Origin of the sequence: Rhizobium sp. 62_C5_N11_2, assembly GCF_051811185.1 — a bacterium.
Taxonomy (GTDB): Bacteria; Pseudomonadota; Alphaproteobacteria; order Rhizobiales; family Rhizobiaceae; genus Rhizobium; species Rhizobium leguminosarum.
The window spans coordinates 258,836-278,960 of the sequence record NZ_JBPWPW010000003.1; the positions used below are offsets into that span (position 1 = coordinate 258,836).

18 protein-coding genes and 1 pseudogene are annotated in these 20,125 nt (G+C 59.8%); 10 read left to right on the top strand and 9 right to left on the bottom strand.

All coding sequences use genetic code 11. The features are described from left to right. The first annotated feature begins 285 nt into the window (after window positions 1–285). The gene (locus AB8B31_RS30295; protein ID WP_439007638.1) at window positions 286–993 is read left to right on the top strand and encodes a GGDEF domain-containing protein; all 708 of its coding nucleotides are present in this window, start codon (window positions 286–288) and stop codon (window positions 991–993) included. 249 nt (window positions 994–1,242) lie between these two features. On the opposite strand, the gene AB8B31_RS30300 is transcribed toward AB8B31_RS30295, so the two are convergent. The 3 genes and pseudogenes from AB8B31_RS30300 to AB8B31_RS30310 all read right to left on the bottom strand — a co-directional run. Then, window positions 1,243–1,950 carry a PDZ domain-containing protein gene (locus AB8B31_RS30300; RefSeq protein ID WP_168279243.1) on the bottom strand — a complete coding sequence of 236 codons (708 nt, stop codon included), beginning with the start codon at window positions 1,948–1,950 and terminating at the stop codon, window positions 1,243–1,245. A 411-nt stretch (window positions 1,951–2,361) separates the two neighbouring features. After that, a complete protein-coding gene (locus AB8B31_RS30305; protein ID WP_439007639.1) occupies window positions 2,362–2,658 on the bottom strand; it encodes a hypothetical protein in 297 nt (98 codons plus the stop codon). Window positions 2,659–3,037: 379 nt separating this feature from the next. Beyond that, window positions 3,038–3,664: pseudogene (locus AB8B31_RS30310) on the bottom strand (IS66 family transposase); the annotation flags it as partial. A 215-nt stretch (window positions 3,665–3,879) separates the two neighbouring features. On the opposite strand from AB8B31_RS30310, the gene AB8B31_RS30315 reads away from it, so the two are divergent. Then, the gene (locus AB8B31_RS30315; protein WP_222285950.1) at window positions 3,880–6,045 is read left to right on the top strand and encodes an adenylate/guanylate cyclase domain-containing protein; all 2,166 of its coding nucleotides are present in this window, start codon (window positions 3,880–3,882) and stop codon (window positions 6,043–6,045) included. A gap of 13 nt (window positions 6,046–6,058) precedes the next feature. On the opposite strand, the gene AB8B31_RS30320 is transcribed toward AB8B31_RS30315, so the two are convergent. Both AB8B31_RS30320 and AB8B31_RS30325 read right to left on the bottom strand, forming a co-directional pair. Beyond that, a complete protein-coding gene (locus AB8B31_RS30320; RefSeq protein WP_281410965.1) occupies window positions 6,059–6,562 on the bottom strand; it encodes a YHS domain-containing (seleno)protein in 504 nt (167 codons plus the stop codon). A 13-nt stretch (window positions 6,563–6,575) separates the two neighbouring features. Further along, the gene (locus AB8B31_RS30325; protein WP_439007640.1) at window positions 6,576–7,172 is read right to left on the bottom strand and encodes an ankyrin repeat domain-containing protein; all 597 of its coding nucleotides are present in this window, start codon (window positions 7,170–7,172) and stop codon (window positions 6,576–6,578) included. Between the two features lie 757 nt (window positions 7,173–7,929). On the opposite strand from AB8B31_RS30325, the gene AB8B31_RS30330 reads away from it, so the two are divergent. The 8 genes from AB8B31_RS30330 to pepT all read left to right on the top strand — a co-directional run bounded on the left by AB8B31_RS30330 (window position 7,930) and on the right by pepT (window position 16,212). After that, window positions 7,930–8,652 (top strand): FadR/GntR family transcriptional regulator, encoded by a 723-nt coding sequence (locus AB8B31_RS30330; RefSeq protein ID WP_115156795.1) that lies wholly within the window; start codon window positions 7,930–7,932, stop codon window positions 8,650–8,652. Continuing rightward, entirely contained in the window at window positions 8,649–9,839 is a 1,191-nt protein-coding gene (locus AB8B31_RS30335; RefSeq protein ID WP_439007641.1) for a PLP-dependent transferase, read from the top strand. The genes AB8B31_RS30330 and AB8B31_RS30335 overlap by 4 nt, the downstream gene beginning before the upstream one ends. A gap of 17 nt (window positions 9,840–9,856) precedes the next feature. Then, window positions 9,857–11,116: an ABC transporter substrate-binding protein gene (locus AB8B31_RS30340; protein WP_168300285.1), complete on the top strand. Its 1,260-nt coding sequence runs from the start codon at window positions 9,857–9,859 to the stop codon at window positions 11,114–11,116. A gap of 99 nt (window positions 11,117–11,215) precedes the next feature. Beyond that, window positions 11,216–12,151, top strand: a complete 936-nt coding sequence (locus tag AB8B31_RS30345) for a carbohydrate ABC transporter permease (protein WP_439007642.1) — start codon at window positions 11,216–11,218, stop codon at window positions 12,149–12,151. 4 nt (window positions 12,152–12,155) lie between these two features. Then, window positions 12,156–12,986 carry a carbohydrate ABC transporter permease gene (locus AB8B31_RS30350; RefSeq protein ID WP_168279230.1) on the top strand — a complete coding sequence of 277 codons (831 nt, stop codon included), beginning with the start codon at window positions 12,156–12,158 and terminating at the stop codon, window positions 12,984–12,986. Window positions 12,987–12,990: 4 nt separating this feature from the next. Then, window positions 12,991–14,049: an ABC transporter ATP-binding protein gene (locus AB8B31_RS30355; RefSeq protein WP_018246494.1), complete on the top strand. Its 1,059-nt coding sequence runs from the start codon at window positions 12,991–12,993 to the stop codon at window positions 14,047–14,049. Window positions 14,050–14,119: 70 nt separating this feature from the next. Next, a complete protein-coding gene (locus AB8B31_RS30360) occupies window positions 14,120–14,872 on the top strand; it encodes a metallophosphoesterase (protein ID WP_018246495.1) in 753 nt (250 codons plus the stop codon). Window positions 14,873–14,979: 107 nt separating this feature from the next. Beyond that, window positions 14,980–16,212 (top strand): peptidase T, encoded by a 1,233-nt coding sequence (gene pepT / locus AB8B31_RS30365; RefSeq protein WP_018448522.1) that lies wholly within the window; start codon window positions 14,980–14,982, stop codon window positions 16,210–16,212. 37 nt (window positions 16,213–16,249) lie between these two features. On the opposite strand, the gene AB8B31_RS30370 is transcribed toward pepT, so the two are convergent. The 4 genes from AB8B31_RS30370 to cysT all read right to left on the bottom strand — a co-directional run bounded on the left by AB8B31_RS30370 (window position 16,250) and on the right by cysT (window position 20,121). Next, window positions 16,250–17,086, bottom strand: coding sequence for a cell wall hydrolase (locus tag AB8B31_RS30370; RefSeq protein WP_018448523.1), 837 nt, complete (start codon window positions 17,084–17,086; stop codon window positions 16,250–16,252). Window positions 17,087–17,350: 264 nt separating this feature from the next. Continuing rightward, window positions 17,351–18,391 (bottom strand): sulfate/molybdate ABC transporter ATP-binding protein, encoded by a 1,041-nt coding sequence (locus AB8B31_RS30375; RefSeq protein ID WP_018246498.1) that lies wholly within the window; start codon window positions 18,389–18,391, stop codon window positions 17,351–17,353. Between the two features lie 10 nt (window positions 18,392–18,401). Next, complete coding sequence (gene cysW, locus AB8B31_RS30380; protein ID WP_018246499.1) at window positions 18,402–19,274, bottom strand: sulfate ABC transporter permease subunit CysW; 873 nt, start codon at window positions 19,272–19,274, stop codon at window positions 18,402–18,404. Continuing rightward, the gene (gene cysT / locus AB8B31_RS30385; protein ID WP_018246500.1) at window positions 19,264–20,121 is read right to left on the bottom strand and encodes a sulfate ABC transporter permease subunit CysT; all 858 of its coding nucleotides are present in this window, start codon (window positions 20,119–20,121) and stop codon (window positions 19,264–19,266) included. Before cysT ends, cysW begins: the two co-directional genes overlap by 11 nt. Window positions 20,122–20,125 lie beyond the last annotated feature (4 nt).

Sequence of the window (20,125 nt, forward strand, 5' to 3'; positions counted from 1 at the left end):
GGCCGTGGTCAGGGAGGTGCCCGTTGTCCTTTTGGTGATAAACGGATGGCCGACGAAGAAATACTTCCACCAGATGTTCTGACTGCGATATTGATGCGAATGTTCGAGTTTGCGCCGATAGCGATGGCGATCTCGACTAGCGACGCCGAGACGCCAAGTTCTGCGCCTGACGGGCCTGAAGTGGGATGATATTCGCGGCAGGACGCTGACGTCCAAGGGGCTACCATCAGCAGCCCGGCACGTGATCGCAGACATCGCATGCTCGCGGAGGATGGAGGCTATGTGTTGGAGGAGGTCGATATCAGGCACGCCGACGGCACGATCATTCCGACACTGATTTCCGCACAGCGCACGATTGTGGATGATGTTTCTTTCGACGTCGAAGTCCTTCTCGATGTCTCCGCGCGTGTTCGACACCAGCACGAAATCGAACTTGCGTTGCGTGGGTCTGCACGAACGGATGCCCTCTCGGGACTTCCAAACCGAGCCTGTTTCGATGAAGTGATTGCCGGGCATGTGGAGCGGATGCACGAGAGCGAAAAGCTCCTGGTGCTGGCATTCATCGATTTCAATGGGTTCAAAGCCATCAACGACACGATGGGACATGCAGCCGGCGATGAAGTGTTGAGAACAATTGCCAGTCGTCTAAGGGAGAGCTTCCGAACCAACGACTTCATCGCACGCATTGGCGGTGACGAGTTTGTTGTCCTGCTTGAGGTCGATCCAGCCCATCTGAATGATGTCGAGCCGACACTCATCGAAGCGATGGATCGCATTTTCAAACCAATTGCGATTGAAGGTGCTGTGGTCGAACTCGGTGCCGCAGTCGGGGTGACGATGCTGCAGCCGGACGACGACGTCACTTCATTCGTGAAGCGCGCCGACGGCTACATGTATCTCGCCAAGCAGACAGGCGAGCGGCTCGCACTGGTCTGGCTTGGACATCCCGGCCTTGCTCATGTTGGCGGCCGGATGGTGCGGAGTCGCCGTTAGAGCTTGACTGCGTGCAGCCATCCCTTGCGTAGCCTGGGGGCGAAGCAATTCGGTATTGAGATAACCTCCCGCCACCAATGAAGATCCTTTGGCAACCTTTCCGTGGAAGCTCGAAAGTAAGGACGTGAGTGAGGCTGCGGTCCACCGACAGCCGAACGATTTCGCGCCGATCATCGCATCGGCCACAACGTGGTGGCCGATGCGTTGCGGCAGACGGGTCACACGCCGCAGATCTTCGGTACGCTATCGCTATTCTTCGGAATCGCCGTCCGAGTCCTCACCGCCGTCATCGTCACCGTCATTGTCACCGGCACCGTCGTCGCCGTCATCCTCGGAACTGTCGTCGCTCGTCTCCTCGTCGCTGGAAGATTCTTCCTGCGTCATCGCTTCCTCGACGGTCGTCTCTTCGCTTTCATAGGAGGACTCGATTGTCTGCGTTTCCTCGGACGCATATTCGGAATAGGAGAAAGAGGTCTCCGAGGTGTCGCTCTCCCAGCTCGAAACTTCCGTGACCGAGATGGCCTCGTTGTACTCCTCAAGTGTGATGACGGCGGCGACAGCCACCGGCGCACCATCCCGAAGCACTGCAAAGGCGATATCCGATTTGCCCGCTTTCAGGTCGCGGCTGACGGCAATGTCGACGTCGACAGGTTTGTGAACCTTGTGCCCGTGAACTTCTGACAGCACATCGCCCGGCTTGATTCCCTGCTTGTCGGCGACGCCGCCCTTCTTGACCGAGAGCACCAATACGCCGTGTTCGCCCTTGGCAAGCTTGAACTTCTTTATGACCGCCTTGTTGACAGGCAACAGCAGTGCATCGAGGGCCTTGGAAATTTGAGGCGAAGGAAGCCCATGCGTCGGCGGCGCCGCAGCATAGGCGGCGGAATATCCGGTCAATGGTGATGCAATGTTGGCAATAATAAGCAATGCGCGTAGTGCATTATATGAGGTCTTCAACGCTTTTTCTCCACCCGGTGCGTGCTGGCGTGCATAGAGCGCGAGGAATAGCAGTCTACTTTTAATATATCTCTAATTTATTGGTCGAGCGTAACGTGATCCTCTCGCGCATGCGTGTTCGATAAACTGCACCGCGATTTATGATCACATAAGCATTCGAAGACGCGATTCAGTTATTGATCAACAGTCCCCGACTCCGGCCAGAGCGATGCCGATTGGGCATCATCTCACGTCGTATTGTGAGAAGGAACTCTCGCTTGGCCCAAAGTCCCGGGAACCGCCCGGTTTCCAGGTCCGGAAAGTAACCCTGATCGCCTCAAACCGAACCCTGGTGTGTCCGACGCTGCAGGACGAAAAAAGGCCGGGAAATTCCCGGCCCGCAGATGATGACGAAAGAATGATTTAGAGCTGCTATAGTTGGTAGAAATTCACGCCGACTTCGTATTCGGTGATGACCGGAACATCGCCTTTATGCTGGGGACGGATACTATGCTGGCTCGCGAATTTTTCGGCCTGCACTTTGCTCATTAGAATCCTTCGGGCACGAAGGACGTGGATCGCGGACAGATACCCGTCCCAAACCAGAGCTGAAATGACGGGGAGAGGAACATCGAGCTTTTCGGATAGCTCCACCGCGTCCATGACAGCCAATTCATCGTGGTAGGGGAGCGCGCGGCCCTTGCCGACAAATCTTTGACTGCCCGCCATAGAGTTAGACTGTTGATGCCCACCGCGTAAAAAATTATTGATTTCCCTTATTGGCTGGAAGGCAAGTCCCTATATCCTGGTTAAGTTGAAGCGGCTTGTTCGTCCGGCAACTGGTGAAGTTAATGTTCCGTCGCACCTGGAGCGTCTTACAAATTATTTGGACCACAGGTATCGTGGGTCTCGCCGTAATTGTTGGCGCTGTTCACGGATGGGAAAATTACGGCCTGATCGGAGCTATAGCTCTCGGGTTCTGTGGGTTGATTATAGGTGGTTTTCGAAGCTCGCCGAGAATTTTGCTCCAAATTTTGAGTTGATTTGGATGGCAGCAATAGGGCCATCGTAGCTTTTGCCCCGGCTACGGCAAAGAGCGCATTCTTGCGATGGTTCTCTCGATGCTGTTGTTGTCGATCTCGATGCGCCCGTCAGCCAGAAATAGCTTCAGAGCCTCCCAGTATTTGGCGACGTAGACGATCCTAGCCTTGACTCGATCAACCTCACGTCGACCCCGCCGCGCAGCTACGATCTGTTCTGAAACATATCCTCGAAGGTTGTTGCCCGCTCCAACAGCTGCCGCGCCAGTCATAGAGGCAATACGATCTGCGAACTGTCCGAACTTGAATATGTCGCTGATGTCCTCGATTCTTGAGAAGTCCGCTGCGGAAACGACCATCGGACCGATCGAGGCGGCGTTGAATAGAAGGTCCGCCGTGGTCGCAGCGCCAACGGCTGATATCTCCGAGACGTCACCTCGGCTTGCTGATAACGCGCCCTCGAAGTATCTGGCGAAACCGTCGGCACTCTGTTGGCCAGGAAAACCTCGAGGCGCATCCGGGAGACGGCCGCCAATTGCTTTTGACACCGAAACCATCTTCGTCTGAAACGCGTGGCGATCGGCGATGGGCAAATCGGCTAGGTCGTCAGTGGGTGCCACTCGAAACTGATCAAGGACGGACGCGAGGCCATCCGCCCCTACAGACACCTCGGAGGCCGAGGTGAACGACGACATTGGCCGCGAGTCGACTGGCGCTCTAGTGTCTTCGATAACTCTGAACCGTTCGACGTTGAACGGTATCGAAACGACTTTCGCCTACCCACAATGAGCAAAGGTCCACGAGCAGACCATCCCCAAGTTAAGCCGCAAAAGACCGGGGCTGCGGTGCCTGCGCGCCCTCGGCCGTGGTAAGATGCCCAGCTCCCTGTATCGAAAGGGTGGACAGAGCAATGGAGAGACGTCTCGCCGCGATACTTTCCGCTGACGTGGTCGGCTATAGCCGCCTCATGGGCGCGGACGAGGCCGGAACGTTGGAACGGCTGAAAGCCTGCCGCCGGGAGCTGATCGATTCCACCATCGAGGAATACCATGGCCGGATCATCAAGCTCATGGGCGATGGCGCACTCGTCGAATTCGCCAGCGTCGTGGATGCAGTCCAATGCGCGGCCATAATCCAGCGGAGGATGTCCAGCAGAGACCAGGGGGTCTCGGACGAACAACGCATTCGGTTTCGCATCGGTGTCAATCTTGGTGACATCATCGTTGAAGGCGACGACATCTATGGCGACGGCGTCAACATAGCCGCCCGCCTACAGGGGATTGCAAAGCCTGGCGGAATTTTCATATCCGGCACCGCGTTCGACCAGGTTGCGCATAAGGTCGATGTTGGCTTCGTGGCTCTCGGCGAGCAGCGGCTGAAGAATATAGCCGACCCGGTTCGCGTCTATCGCGTTCTGATTGACCCAGCCAAGACTGGCAAGGTCGTCTTTGCCCCTCGTGCATGGTGGCGAGGTATGACGCTATTAGCGCTCACAGCGCTATTGATCGCGATCACAGCGGCGGTCATCGTATGGCAATGGCCTTATACGCACCGCCCATCGATCGCGGTGCTACCCTTCGCCAACTTGAGTGAAGATCAATCCCAGGATTATTTCGCCGATGGCATTACCGACGACCTAATTACCGATCTCGCCAGGCTTTCGAACCTTGACGTCATCTCCCAGAATTCCGTGTTTACGTACAAAGGCAAGCCCCACGTCCTGGAGGAAATACGACGTGACCTCGGCGTGCGCTTCGTCGTTGAGGGCAGCGTGCAGCGGAGCGGCGATCTGATCCGCGTCAACGCGCAACTGATCGATACCTCGAGCGGCGACCATCTGTGGGCCAATCGATTTGACCGCAGCGCGGCGGAGGTGTTTGCCGTGCAGGACGCGATGGGCAGACAGATTGCCGATGCGCTTGGTCTGAAACTGACTCGAAGCGAGACCGAGCGCATCGCCCGTCCTCCGACCACTAATCTCGAGGCATATGATTATTATCTGCGTGCCGAGCAGGCGGCCCGTACAGGACGCCGTTCCCGGATGCTCGAGGCATTGGCGCTGTTTGACAAGGCGGAGGCACTGGACGGCGGCTTTGCCGAAGCATTCGCGGCCGATGCGCATGCGACGTCCTTTGTCTGGCGCAGCACATATGACGACGTCCTCCAGAGTGCGCTGGCGCGAAAAAGAGCCTACGAGAAGGCAAGTCGCGCCCTTGCCCTCGACCCCGCACTTCCGTCACCCTACGCGGTCCTCGCCATCATGCAGGCTGTAGACCGACGTTATGAGCAGGCAATCGCCTCGGCACAAAAGGCCGTGTCGCTTGGTGCCGCCAATGCCGAAGCCCATATGGCGGTCGCATATGTTCAATTGGTCTGGGGCAATCACGCCGACGCCGCCGCGGCTGTCGAGACGGCGCTCAGGTACGACCCGAACCCCTCCGCCATCGACCGATACACAGCTGGCATGGTTTTCTATCTGCAGCACGACTACGGCAGGGCGATAGACAGTTTCAAGCGCGCTGGCTACGGCTCTCAAGGCAACGGCGAGTTTGTTACCGCACTCGCCATGGCCTATGTCCGTGTCGGTCGCATCGATGAGGCTCGTGCCACCGTGGCCGAGGCAGGACGCCTTCTCGGGGGGCGCGATTGCCTGGCGGCGTGGCGGCTCCTCAATGGCGATTTCCGGGAAGAGGATTTGGCATTTATTCTAGACGCGCTGCGCGAGGCCGGCCTGCCAGAGTGGCCATTCGGCTTCCACGGGGACGAGCAATATCGCCTGAAGGGTGCCGAGATCGCGGCCATCGTCATGGGCAAACTTCTGCGGGGAAAAACCGAGCCCACCGAAAGCCTTGCGATCATGCAGGTCCAAATGGACGGCAAGGCTGCCTTCCGCTCGGCAACCCAGATGATGACCGAGACGGTTTCTGTCAAAGGCGACCTCCTTTGCGAGCAGAGCGAAAACGCATTTGGCCAGCCCGATTGCGGTCCGGTCTACAGACATGCAACGCCGACCGACGAAACCGGCTACACTTATGTGAACTCGTCCAAGGTCTTCTATTTTTCGGCTGCCGAATAGAAGCCGTTCGCGGTCAGTGATACTGATCCAGTTCGAGATCGGCGGCGACCTTCGGCCATTTGGCATCGGCCTTGGCCACGGTGTCCGCCGGATGGGCGGCAAACCCCTCCGCGTCCGCCTTGTCATACATCAGATAAAGCTTGCCCTCGACGATCTTGAAGGCTTCAGGATCGATGTTGACCGTGACAGACCCGCCGCTCACCTCGCCCGCACAATAGCCGCCGTACTGAGGCGCGTATTTAAGCGGTTCGCTCATAAACATCTCGCGGTGTTTGTTATTGGCGAAATGCCAGGGTGTCCCCATCCATTCGTAGGAGATTTTATCCGAACCTTTCGTCGCTTTGCCTTCGGTAAAATAGGCGACCGTGTCGTACCCCATGATAGCGACACCGCCAAAGTACCCCGTATTTACTGAGTCGTTGGCCACTGCCTGCGATCCACCGACAGCCGATGCGACAGCGAGACCGATCATCACCAAATAGCGACCAGTGCAATGTGTTCTGCTTCCAGAGTGCATCTTCGCCTCCTGTTCATTCGTGAATTTCCATGCACTTCGCGTAAAATTCCTCCTCGCCGAGGACGCTGAGCGGAGGACACGTCACGCCATGCTGCTTGAACAGCCGGACGATATCGAAATTGCCCTTCCAGATGGCCCTCGCGATTGGCGCGTAGCCGTGAACCTCTACGTGGCCCACATCAGCTCCGTTAGCCAACAAGAAATCAGCAAGAGCGACGTGGTTCTCTTCACCCGCAACCATGAGCGGGGTAACACCCGCTTTATTGGACGCATCGTCGAGAATTGCTCCGTGGTCGAGGAGCAGTTTGCTGATGGGTACGCTTCCCGAATACGCAGCTGCATGAAGCGCAGTGAAGCCGCCAGAGTTCCGAGCCATGACGTCGGCATGCTTGCCGATCAGCAGCTCAACGATGGCGATCTGATTTGCGAGGGCTGCATTGATAAGTGGCGTTGACTGGTCGCGAGTGCGGCTGTCGACATCGGCACCCGCGGTAAGGGACTGCTCGACGGCGAGGGCGTCTCCCGCTGAAACGGCATCGAACAAGGGATCACCCGCGGTCGCCACTGTCGCCGATAAAAACAACGCTACCGATGCAAACAGCCGGCGCATAGCCTCACCTCGGAATTTCGATCCACAATAGCACAGCACCCTGACCTGGGGTAGTCAGTACTCAGTCGCTTCGCCGCGCGGACGCTCGCCAACTACTTCCAACGGCCATGGGATTGGACGGTTACGAAACGTCCGACATCGAGTACAGGTTACAGGATCATTTTACAGACCCGCCTACCTTGCTGAGATCGAGCGCAGGTATCTCGGCGGGGCATCTATTGCCAACGCGGAACCCCCTTTAGCTTTTCAGACGCCGAATACGTCCGCACTGTTCTTACGTCCGCCGGGTTCAAAGACATCGTCATCGCGCCTCACGACGAAGCGGTTACGAGCGGTGACGTTGATGCGATGACGCGAGTGCTGTTGAGCATCGGCCCGCTTGGCAAAATCGCTCGCGAGACCCCCTCGATCAAGGCGGCAGTCTAGCCCAAATTGCGAGAAGCACTCGCGGGTCTTGGTGATCCGTCCAGGGTTGAATTGGTCGCCTCGGTATGGATCGTAGCGGCGTGGGCATGAACCCCCCGTTGGGAAGTTCAGACCAACGCCTCGCGCGTGGCGACGACTGTCTTGGCCGGACTAGCGCCACTGAAGCGAACATAATGTCCCGACTACGGCCATCCCAACGACTTGGCCTGGCTGGCGAGCAAAACCAGCGCGACGAGCAGCGAAGGCGACTTGACGTCTTTCGCTCTTTGAGAAATGCTAAGATGTCAGACCAATTCCAAGGTCGGCTGCCTGAGAAGAAAAATGGGGAACCATGAAGGCAAATAGCAGCGACAGGCCGGTGATCCGGCCGCTTCCGGCCATGGACCGCGCGCGTCAGGTGACTGATGCGCTGGCGGATTATGTCGAGGAAGCCAGGTTGAAGGCGGGTGACCGGCTGCCGGCCGAGCGCGAGCTGATGGCAGCCCTTGCCGTCGGCCGCTCGACCATCCGCGAGGCGATCCGCCACTTCCAGGCGCTCGGCGTCATCGAGACGCGCAAGGGCAGCGGCACCTATCTGCTGAAGCCGGTTTCCAGGGCGACGATTCACATGCCGCTGTCGCTCGACACGGTTCATCTGCGCGACGTGCTGCTGCAGACGCTGGAGGTTCGCCGTGGCATCGAATGCGAGGCCGGCATGGTCGCGGCGCGGCGGCGTACGAACACGGATCTCGTCGTCATCGAGGAAAAGTTGAACGAGATGGAGCGAGTGCATATCGAGAAAGGCACCTCCGGCCCGGAGGATCTGGCCTTTCACCTCGCTGTCTACGACGCCACCCACAATCCGTTGTTTCGCCAGCTTCTCGAGCAGATGCGCGAGACCTTCGAGCGCTTCTGGGAACATCCGTTCGACCGGCAGGATTTCGCCCGCCGGTCCTTTCCCTTTCACCGCACCCTTTTCAACGCGATCGCTGCCGGGGATCCCGAGGCGGCGCGCGCGGAAACATTGAAAATTCTCGATATCGTCGAGGAAGACATCAAGGAAATGTCCAAATGAGCAACGGCGCAGAACCGTTCGATCTTGCTTCCCTCATCACGGCTCATGACGAAGGCAACTTCGCAGACGCCGTTGTGCCGCCGATTTTCCAGACCTCGCTTTTCACCTTTTCCGATTACGACGACATGATCGCCTCCTATCGCGGCGAGAAGGTGCGGCCGATCTATACGCGCGGCCTGAACCCGACGGTGCGCGCTTTCGAGGAAATGCTGGCCAAGCTCGAAGGTGCCGAGGATGCGCTGGGTTTTGCAAGCGGCATGGCGGCGATCTCGTCGGCGGTGCTGAGCTTCGTCGAGCCGGGCGACCGCATCGTTGCCGTCAAACATGTCTATCCCGATGCCTTCCGCCTGTTCGGCACCATCCTGAAACGGATGAAGATCGAGGTGACCTATGTCGACGGGCGCGACGAGGAAGCGATTGCCCAGGCGCTGCCCGGCGCCAAGCTCTTCTACATGGAAAGCCCGACGAGCTGGGTGATGGAGGCGCATGATGTCGGCGCGCTCGCAACACTCGCCAGACAACACGGCGTCGTCTCGATGATCGACAACAGCTGGGCAAGTCCGTTCTTCCAGCGGCCGCTGACGCTCGGCGTCGACCTCGTCATTCATTCGGCCTCGAAATATCTCGGTGGCCACAGCGATGTGGTGGCGGGCGTCATCGCCGGCTCGAAGGCGATGATTGCGCGCGTCAAGGCCGAGGCCTATCCTTATCTCGGCGGTAAGCTTTCGCCGTTCGACGCCTGGCTCCTGATCCGCGGCCTGCGCACGCTGCCGCTGCGCATGCGAGCCCACGAGGCATCCGCTCTCGAAATCGCCAGGCGCCTGCAGAAGCTCGACGTGGTGGAGACGGTCTGCCATCCGGGGCTCGCCAACCGTCTGCCCGCCGGGCTCAACGGCACCTCGGGCCTGTTTTCGTTCATCTTCCGCGAGGGCGTCGATATCCGCGCCTTCGCCGATCACCTCAAGCTCTTCAAACTGGGCGTAAGCTGGGGTGGACATGAAAGCCTGATCGTACCGGGCGAGGTGGTGCTTCAGCAGAAGGCACAGCCAAATTCCGCACATGCCTTCGGCATCCATGCGCGATCCGTACGTCTCCATGTCGGCCTCGAAGGAACCGAGGCTCTGTGGAGAGACATCGAGGAGGCGCTCGCCGCCGCCTCACAATCCGGAAACCCGAGAGAAACCTAATAAGGGGGAACTGAGCCATGAAAAAACTAATAATCTCGACGCTCTTTGCTTCGATGATGGCGGGCACGGCCTTTGCCGATACCACGCTCAAGCTTGTCGAAGTCATTACCAGCCCGGAGCGCACCGAAACGCTGAAATCGATCGTCGGCAAGTTCGAGGCCGCCAATCCCGGCACCAAGGTCGACATCATCTCGCTGCCCTGGAACGAAGCGTTCCAGAAGTTCGCGACAATGGTGTCCGCCGGCGACGTGCCCGATGTGATGGAAATGCCCGACACCTGGCTGTCGCTCTATGCCAATAACGGCATGCTCGAGAGCCTGGAGCCCTACCTGGAAAAGTGGGAGCACACCAAGGAGCTGACACCGCGCGCGCTCGAACTTGGCCGCGACGTCAAGAACACCGCCTATATGCTGCCCTACGGCTTCTATCTCAGGGCGATGTTCTACAACAAGAAACTGCTGTCGGAAGCCGGCGTCGCCGCACCGCCGAAGACGATGGAAGAATTCACCGCGGCTTCGGAGAAGGTTTCCAAACTGTCCGGCAAATACGGCTACTGCATGCGCGGCGGACCGGGCGGCCTCAACGGCTGGATGATATTTGCCGCCTCGATGGCCGGCTCGAACAAATACTTCAACGAAGACGGCACCTCGACGATGAACAGCCCCGGCTGGGCCAAGGGCATCGAATGGATGGTCGATCTCTACAAGAAGGGCTATGCGCCGAAAGACAGCGTCAACTGGGGCTTCAACGAAGTCGTCGCCGGCTTCTATTCCGGCACCTGCGCTTTCCTGGACCAGGATCCGGATGCGCTGATCGCCATCGCCGAACGCATGAACAAGGACGATTTCGGCGTCATGCCGCTGCCGAAGGGTCCCGACGGCAAGTCCTTCCCGACGATCGGCTATGGCGGCTGGTCGATGTTCACGACCAGTGGCAACAAGGATCTCTCCTGGAAGCTGATCGCCACCCTCGAAGGGCCGGAAGGCAATATCGAGTGGAACAAGCGCATCGGCGCCCTACCGGCCTATACGGCGGCCGAGAAGGATCCCTTCTATGCCGGTGACCAGTTCAAGGGCTGGTTCGAGGAACTGGCGGACCCGAACACGGTACCAACAGTCATGCCGACCTATCTCGAGGAATTCGCCTTCTTCAAGGATTCGCTGGCGATCAAGACCTCGCAGCAGGCATTGCTCGGCGATATCTCGGCAAAGGATCTGGCCGACCAGTGGGCGGAATACCTCACCAAGGCGCAGCAGAAGTTCCTCGCCAAGAAATAAGCAACGGACTGACGGCGGCGGCCTTTGGAGACGGGGCCGCCGTCACTTCTTTGATGACACAGACGGCGCATCAACGCCGCGAATGGGAACTTCTGGCTGATGACCATTTCCGCCGATACGCTCGACATGCGTCGCGACCGCAGGCCATGGCTGCGTCGCGTTGCCGATGCTTCGGAGCCCTATCTCTACAGCGCACCGTCACTGATCCTGATCATTGCGGTGATGCTGGTGCCGCTGACGGTCGGCATTTCCTACGCCTTCCGCGATATTCAGCTGCTCAATCCGTTTTCCGGCGGCTTCATCGGGCTCGATCACTTCCGCGAGCTTGCCGGCGATGCCGCCTTCTACGGCGCGCTGAGGAACACGCTCTGGTGGACGGGCGCCTCCGTCGTCCTGCAGTTCGTCTTCGGGCTCATTCTGGCGTTGCTGCTCGACAAGCCGTTCAAGGGCAGGGCAATCGCGCAGGCGCTGGTCTTCCTGCCCTGGGCCGTGCCGTCCTTTCTTGCCGGCCTCAACTGGGCCTGGCTGTTCAACCCCGTCATCGGGCCGATCCCGCACTGGCTCTTCGCCCTCGGGCTGATGCATGAGCCTGGTAATATCCTTTCTGATCCCAACTATGCGATGTGGGGGCCGATCGTTGCCAATGCCTGGTGGGGCATTCCGTTCTTCGCCATCACGCTGCTTGCCGCGTTGCAGGCGATCCCACGCGATCTCTATGAGGCGGCGTCGATCGACGGCGCCGGCTGGTTCCAGCGTTTCCGCTCGATTACCCTGCCGTTTCTGGCGCCAACGATCGCCATCACCGTGCTGCTGCGCACCGTGTGGATTTCCAATTTCGCCGATCTCATCGTCGTCATGACCAATGGCGGGCCGGCGGACCGGACGCAGATCGTCGCCAGCTACATCTTCACGACAGCCTTCAGGCGGCTCGATTTCGGTTATGCCTCGGCGATCGCGCTGGTGCTGCTCGTGCTGCTGCTTGCCTATTCGATGCTGATCATCCTGCTCCGGCAGACGCTGCTGAACAAGGATTGAGATCATGAGACGATCCGTCATTCCCACCATCGCACACCGTCTGGCGATCCTCTGCTACGTCGCTTTCGCGCTCTTTCCGCTGTTCTGGCTGCTCAAGGTGTCGGTGACGCCGAACGACCTGCTCTATAGCGAAGGCGTGCGCATGTGGCCGTCGCGCACGACATGGGATCACTATGCCTTCGTGCTGCGGCACAGCGCCTTTCCGACCTTCTTCAAGAACAGCCTGATCGTCTCGGCGTCGACGGCAGTGACTGTGACGATCTGCGCCTCGCTGTCCGGCTACGCGCTGTCGCGCTTCAATTTCCGGGCAAAATACTGGATCGTCGCCCTGATGCTGCTGACCCAGATGTTCCCGCTGGTCATGCTGGTCGCGCCGATCTTCAAGATCCTGTCGCCGCTGCATCTGACCAACAGCCTGACCGGGCTCGTCATCGTCTACACCGCCTTCAACGTACCTTTCGCCACTTTCCTGATGCAGTCCTTCTTCGACGGCATTCCGAGGGATCTCGAAGAGGCGGCGAAGATCGACGGTGCGACGCAGTTCACGGCGTTTCGCCAGATCATCCTGCCGCTGACGCTGCCGGGGATCGCTGCTACCCTCGGTTTCGTTTTCACTGCCGCCTGGAGCGAGCTGCTCTTCGCGCTGATGCTGATCAACGGCAATGACGCGGCGACCTTCCCCGTCGGCCTTCTCACTTTCGTTTCGAAATTCTCGGTGGATTTCGGGCAGATGATGGCGGCGGGCGTCATGGCGCTCATTCCGGCCGGCCTCTTCTTCCTGCTCATCCAGCGCTATCTCGTCCAGGGCCTGACGGCCGGCGCGGTCAAGGGTTAAACACATGGCATCGATCGATATCCAGAATATCCGCAAAGCCTATGGCCATGTGCAGGTGCTGCACGGCGTCGACCTCGAAATCCATGACGGCGAATTCGTAGTGCTCGTTGGCCCGTCCGGCTGCGGCAAGTCCACACTGCTGCGCATGATCGCCGGGTTGGAGGAGGTCACATCAGGTGAGATCCGCATCGCCGGGGTCAGGGTCAATGAGCTGCATCCCAAGGACCGCGATATCGCCATGGTGTTCCAGTCCTATGCGCTTTACCCGCATATGAACGTCGCCGGCAACATGAGCTACAGCCTCAGGCTCCGGAAGGTGGCGAAGGAGAAGATTGCAAGCGCGGTCGCCGCGGCCGCCGCCAAGCTCGGCCTCGATCCACTGCTCGAACGAAGGCCGAAGGCGCTTTCCGGCGGCCAGCGCCAGCGCGTCGCCATGGGCCGCGCCATCGTCCGCCAGCCGAAGGCCTTCCTGTTCGACGAACCGCTGTCGAACCTCGATGCGCGCCTGCGCGAACAGATGCGCGCCGAAATCAAGAAACTGCATGGCGACCTGAAGGCGACCTCGATCTACGTGACCCACGACCAGATCGAGGCAATGACGCTGGCGGACCGGATCGTTGCCATGCATGGCGGCGTGGTCCAGCAGGTCGGCAGTCCCCTGGAACTCTACGACCGCCCCGCCAATCTCTTCGTTGCCGGCTTCATCGGCTCGCCGGGGATGAATTTCCTCGAGGCCAGCTATGATGCCGGCGGCGTGAGGCTGAAGGACGGCACGATCGTGCCGCTTGCAAAGCCTCTGCCGCTTGTCGACGGCGCAAAGGTGACGCTCGGCATCCGGCCGGAGCATGTGTTGATGAGCGACGGCGGGGCCGGGCTTGCCGCGGACGTGGAACTCGTCGAACCGACAGGCTTCGGCATCATCCTGCACCTTGCCCTGCATGGTCTGCCGTTCAAGATCTTCACGCTGACCCGCGACGCGCTGAAGGCAGGGCCGAAGGTCAATGTCGCCTTCCCGGCCCAGTATTTGCATGTGTTCGACGCCGAGGGAAAACGCGTCGATTGAACAGCAGAGCCGGTGGCCCGTTGCTGTCGGTTTTGGCATACTCTCTTCAGCGGGGGCGGGGAGGCATAACATGCTCGTTGCGCAGATATCCGATATCCATGCGGGGCCGGATCTTTCGTCGCTCCAGACGCTGGAGCTGGCGATAGGCTGGCTGAAGACGTTCCGCCCGGATGCGCTTGTTCTCACGGGAGATCTGGTGGACGACGGATGGCGGCAAGGCTATCGCCTGGTCGCCGAAAGCCTGCGGTCGCTGGACTGCCCTGTCCACCTGTTGCCGGGCAACGGTGACGATGTGCAATTGATGCGCTCCGAACTTGCCGCCGTCGGCACATGGATCAATGCGACGGGACCGATGCATTTCCGGACAGCTGTCGATGGGCTGACCCTCCTCGGTGTCGATGTGACCGTCGCCGGTCAGAGCTACGGTGACGTCCTGCCGCATCTGCCGTGGCTGATGAGCGCGCTTGCCGACCTGACGACGCCCGCCCTTCTGTTCATGCATCAGCCACCATTCAGGATCGGCATCGAGGCGCTGGACCAGGTCGGATGCCGGAACGACAGTGCGCTTCTCAGTACCCTGGAGACGATGCATAGGCTGCCGTTGGCGATTCTCTGCGGCCATGTCCACCGACCTGCATTTGGTCGGCTGGGAATGATCCCTGTCCAGACCTGCGGCTCCCTCTGCCCACCCAATCCGCTTCTGTTGGAAGGACGGGCCGATCTTCCGGTGATCGACGCTCCGTCCTTCCTTGTGCACCAAGTTAGCGACGGCGGCCTGGTTTCCCATGTGGTATCGATTCCGGCATCCGATGGCGGCGCATGAAATGGATTGAATGGGAAACCCTCCCGAACTGCGAGCGGAAAAATCTTTTGTCGCATCGCCCATGAGGGCTATATCCTCTGCGTGATCCTGCTGCTGGAATGGATGCTATGACCGACACTGTTCTCGACCGCTTTCTCCGTTATGTCGTTATCGATACGCAATCCGACCCCGCCTCGTCGACGCAACCGACCACCGGCAAGCAGAAGGATCTCGGACGGGTTCTGGTCGATGAACTGCTGAAGATCGGTCTTGCGGACGCACGTCTCGATGAACACGGCTATGTCTACGCGACCATTCCGGCCAATAGCGACAAGACGGTGCCGGTCATCTGTTTCTGCTCGCACATGGATACGGCGCCCGATTTCAGCGGCACGAATGTCAAGCCGCAGATCGTCGGGAATTATGCCGGCGGGGATATCAAGCTTGCCGGCGACACGGGCCGGGTGATCCGCGTCAGCGATCATCCTGAACTGCAGAACCAGATCGGCAACGATATCGTCACGACCGATGGAACGACATTGCTCGGTGCCGACGACAAGGCGGGATTGGCTGAGATCATGACCGCGGCCCAAATCCTCGTCGACAATCCTGATATCAAGCACGGGACGATCAAGATCCTGTTCACGCCCGATGAGGAAGTCGGGCGCGGCGTCAACAAGGTCGACCTGAAGAAACTCGGTGCCGACTTCGCCTATACGATGGACGGAGAGACGGCCGGCCATATCGAGGACGAGACTTTCTCGGCCGACGGCGTCGAGATCAGCATTTCAGGTGTGGCAATCCATCCTGGCTTCGCCAAGGACCGCATGGAAAACGCCATCAAGATCGCAGGCGCCATCATCGACCGGCTGCCGAGGGATATTGCCCCCGAGACCACGGAAGGCCAGCAGGGTTTCATCCATCCCACCGGCGTGACCGGCTCGATGGAGAAGGCGTCGCTGAGCTTCATCATCCGTGACTTCACCGAAAAGGGGCTCACGGAAAAGGAGATCATGCTCGAAGCCATCGTCAAGGACGTGATGGCTGCCTATCCCGGCTCGACCTATCATTTCCAGGTGAAGGAACAGTATCGCAACATGAAGGTGGTGCTCGATCGTCACCCGGAGATCGTCGAGAACGCTATCGAGGCGGTGCGCCGGGCTGGCATGACGCCGGTGCGCGGCAGCATCCGCGGCGGCACGGATGGCTCGCGCCTTTCCTTCATGGGACTGCCGTGCCCGAACATCTTCGCCGGCGGCCATGCCTTCCACTCGCCGCTCGAATGGGTGAGCCGCCAGGACATGGAAAAGGCGGTCAAAACGATCGTGGAACTGGCAAAGGTCTGGGAAGAGCGCGCCTAGGCGCGCTTCCACCTAACTCTTAGACCGAAAGGGCGGTTTAACCGCCGTTCGCCGGAAGGCTTTCACGCAGCATCACGCTGTCATAGGCGGGGCGGGGAATAGGGATCGCAATGGGCATTCCCGGCTCGGGCTCGACCGATGTTACCGGCAATGTTTCCGGCGCGGTCACCGGCGCAGTTATCCGCATCTGCCCCGTGCTCGCCGTCGCCATGGGGTCCGGCGCCGGCAGAGGAACGGGAACCGCCGAGGGGATCAGTGCCTCGAACTGCGGCGGCAGCATGCTTTCGCCGGGCACATAGTTCATCGCCACCTCGTAGGAGGGCAGCGGCGGCGGCGTTTCAAGCGTGCCGTTGGCGTCGCGCTTCTCGTAGAAGGCGTTGCCGCCGGCGACCGTCACATAGTGCATGTTGTCGTAAGGGAATTTCAGCCCATCGGTGTGGAAGAACATCGCGTCCTTCACCGCGGGATGGCGTGCGCCCTTAATAAGGATCGCATCCGCTGCGGTAGCAAGCTCAGTTTCCGCCTGCGGCTTGACTTCGCGCGTCATCACGCCGGGCGCGAACTGCCTTTTCTGGGCCACAACGCCGCAGATCGACGGGGGATAGGCGCCGGAGGTGAGCCGGTTCATGACAACGGTCCCGACCGCCATGTAGCCGTCCTCGTCCGAATGCTGCGATTCGAAATACATCGCGCGCTGCAGGCACTCGCGGTCTTTGGCCGTATAATTGAACGTGACTTTCGTCGCTTGGCCCTGCTTCGTCTTGGTGTTCGCCGCCGTTGCCGCCGGTTTCGATGTCGTCGTGCAGCTTGCCGCTGCCAGTCCTACGAACAAAATCCCGATCAGGGATTTTCCAAAGGAAATCTCCGCCCTCAACGCCAGGTGCCTCCTATGGGATTAGTCCAGCCCTTAATGATTAAGCGAAAACGTTTTACTCGTCATATGACTGAAATACAAACAACCTTAGATAACAAAAACCTTAAGGGACTCTCGCCAAATACGATTCCGGCGATAAGCTATCGCGTAATTCCTGAAATCGGAATCGATTCCAGCATAAAATTATGAAGAAATTCAATGTGTTGCAGAGTCGCGCGTTTGAAAAGACGCACGACTCTGTGGGCGACAGGCCCTCAATCTCCATCAGCTGCGGAACAGTTTCCAGCGGGTCGGCTTGAAGGCTACCCGGTTGCGGTCAAGCCTGTCGGCCTCGCTCGGCGGCAATTCGATCTCGATATGCGGGCGATCATTGCCGATATCCAACTCGATATGGCGGGTGCCGGCCACGCGGCGGCTGGAGACCGGATGGCCGGCGATGCAGTTTTCGGCTGATTCGCAGAGCCTGACGTCGTGCGGGCGGAAATAGAGCTGCGCCGTGCCATCCGGCTCGCCCTCGGCATTGAGGCCGAGCGAGCGGCCTTCGAAGCGAATGTCGCCGTCAGTAATCTCGACCTGCAGGCAGTTCGACTGGCCGATGAAGCCGAAGACGAAGGGAGAATTCGGATTGTCGTAGACCTGGTCCGGCGTGCCGACCTGTTCGATCGCGCCCTGGCTCATGACCACGACGCGGTCGGCAAGCTCCAGCGCTTCATCCTGGTCGTGGGTGACGAAGACGGTGGTATGTCCGGTGCGGTCGTGGATATCACGCAGCCATTTGCGCAGGTCCTTGCGCACCTGGGCGTCGAGCGCGCCGAAGGGTTCGTCGAGCAGCAGCACGTTCGGCTCGACGGCCATCGCGCGGGCGAGCGCCACACGCTGGCGCTGGCCGCCCGAAAGCTGGGCCGGGTAGCGTTTTTCGAGACCGGAAAGCTGGACGAGCTCGAGCAGTTCGAGCGCCCGCCTGCGGATGTCGGCCTTGGGCGGCCGCCGCGCGCTGTTTCTGACCTTGAGGCCGAAGGAGACGTTTTCGAGCACCGTCATGTAGCGGAAGAGAGCATAGTGCTGGAAGACGAAGCCGATATTGCGCTGCTGCACTGATTTCTTCGAGGCATCCTCGTCGCCGAAGAAGATCAGCCCCTCCGTCGGGCTTTCGAGGCCGGCGATCAGGCGCAGCAATGTCGTCTTGCCGGAGCCCGAAGGGCCTAGCAGTGCGATCAGCTCGCCGGAGCGGATGTCGAGCGAGACATCGTGCAGTGCCGGAAAACGATCGAATTCCTTGCGAATGTTTTGAACGCGTACTTCCATTCCAAATCCTTCAGTGCCGCCGGCTGGCGGCGATTTCCGCGCTATAGCGCATTTCCAGCAGCGTCTTCAAAACAAGAGTCACGAGCGCGAGCAAGGCCAAAAGTGTAGCGACGGCAAAAGCGCCGGTGAAATTATACTCGTTATAGAGAATTTCCACCTGCAGCGGCATGGTGTTCGTCTGGCCGCGGATGTGGCCAGAGACCACCGAGACGGCGCCGAATTCACCCATGGCGCGAGCGTTGCAGAGCAGCACACCGTAGAGCAGACCCCATTTGATGTTCGGCAGCGTCACGTACCAGAAGGTCTGCCAGCCGCTGGCGCCGAGCGAAAGGGCTGCCTCCTCGTCGGCGGTTCCCTGTTCCTGCATCAGCGGGATCAGCTCGCGGGCGACGAAGGGGAAGGTGACGAACATGGTGGCGAGGATCAACCCCGGCACGGCGAACAGGATCTTGATGTCGTGAGCGCTGAACCACTGGCCGAGCCAGGTACTGGAGCCGAACAGCAGAACGAAGACCAGGCCCGATATGACGGGTGAGACCGAGAAGGGCAGGTCGATCAGTGTCGTCAGGAAGGCCTTGCCCTTGAACTCGAACTTGGCGATCGCCCAGGCGGCGGCGACCCCGAAGACGAGGTTGAGAGGCACGCTGACGCCGGCGACGATCAGCGTCAGGCGGATTGCCGACAAGGTCTCGGCGTCGGCGAGCGCCACGAAGAAGGGGGCGGGCCCTTTGCGGAAAGCCTCGACGAAAACTGCAGCGAGCGGCAGAAGCAGGATCAGCAGCAGAAAGACGAGCGAAAGAATGATCAGCGTGAAGCGAGCGATCCTGTTTTCGGTGGTCACCGAACGCAGCTTCACCGGTTGAACGGTCGCATCAAGCGCCATAGCCGTACCTCCGCCTGCTCCAGCTCTGGATGAGATTGATAACGAGCAGCATGGCGAACGAGATGACCAGCATGATCGCCGCAATACCGGTCGCTGCCGCGTAATTATACTCTTCGAGTTTGATGATGATCAGCAGCGGCGCGATCTCCGATTTGAACGGCAGGTTGCCGGCGATGAAGATGACCGAGCCGTATTCGCCGACGCCGCGGGCAAAGGCGAGCGCAAAGCCGGTGAGCACGGCGGGCGCCAGCCCTGGCAGCAGCACGCGGAAAATCGTCTGGAAGCGATTGGCGCCGAGCGTTGCCGCAGCCTCCTCCACTTCCTTGTCGATTTCCTCCATGACGGGCTGCACGGTGCGCACCACGAAGGGCAGGCCGACGAAGATCAGCGCAACGACGATACCGGCTGGCGTAAAGGCGATCTTGATGCCGAGCGGCGTCAGGAACTGGCCGATCCAGCCGTTCGGCGCGTAGAGCGTCGTCAGCGCGATGCCGGCAACGGCAGTCGGCAGCGCGAAAGGCAGGTCGACCATGGCATCGATGACACGCTTGCCGGGAAAGCGGTAACGCACCAGCACCCAGGCGAGGATGATGCCGAAGACAGCATTGACGATCGCAGCGATGAAGGCGCTGCCGAAGCTGATGCGCAGCGCGTTCAGCGTGCGCGGATCGAGTGCGATCGACCAGAATGTTTCCCAGCCGAGCGCGCTCGACCGGACGGCGAGGCCCGAGAGCGGGATGAGGATCAGAAGGGTGAGCCAGGTCAAGGTAAGGCCGAGCGCCATTCCGAAACCCGGAATGACACTCGGCCGCTTGAACCGCCACCGCGTGGGGCTATGTGCTTTCATGAAG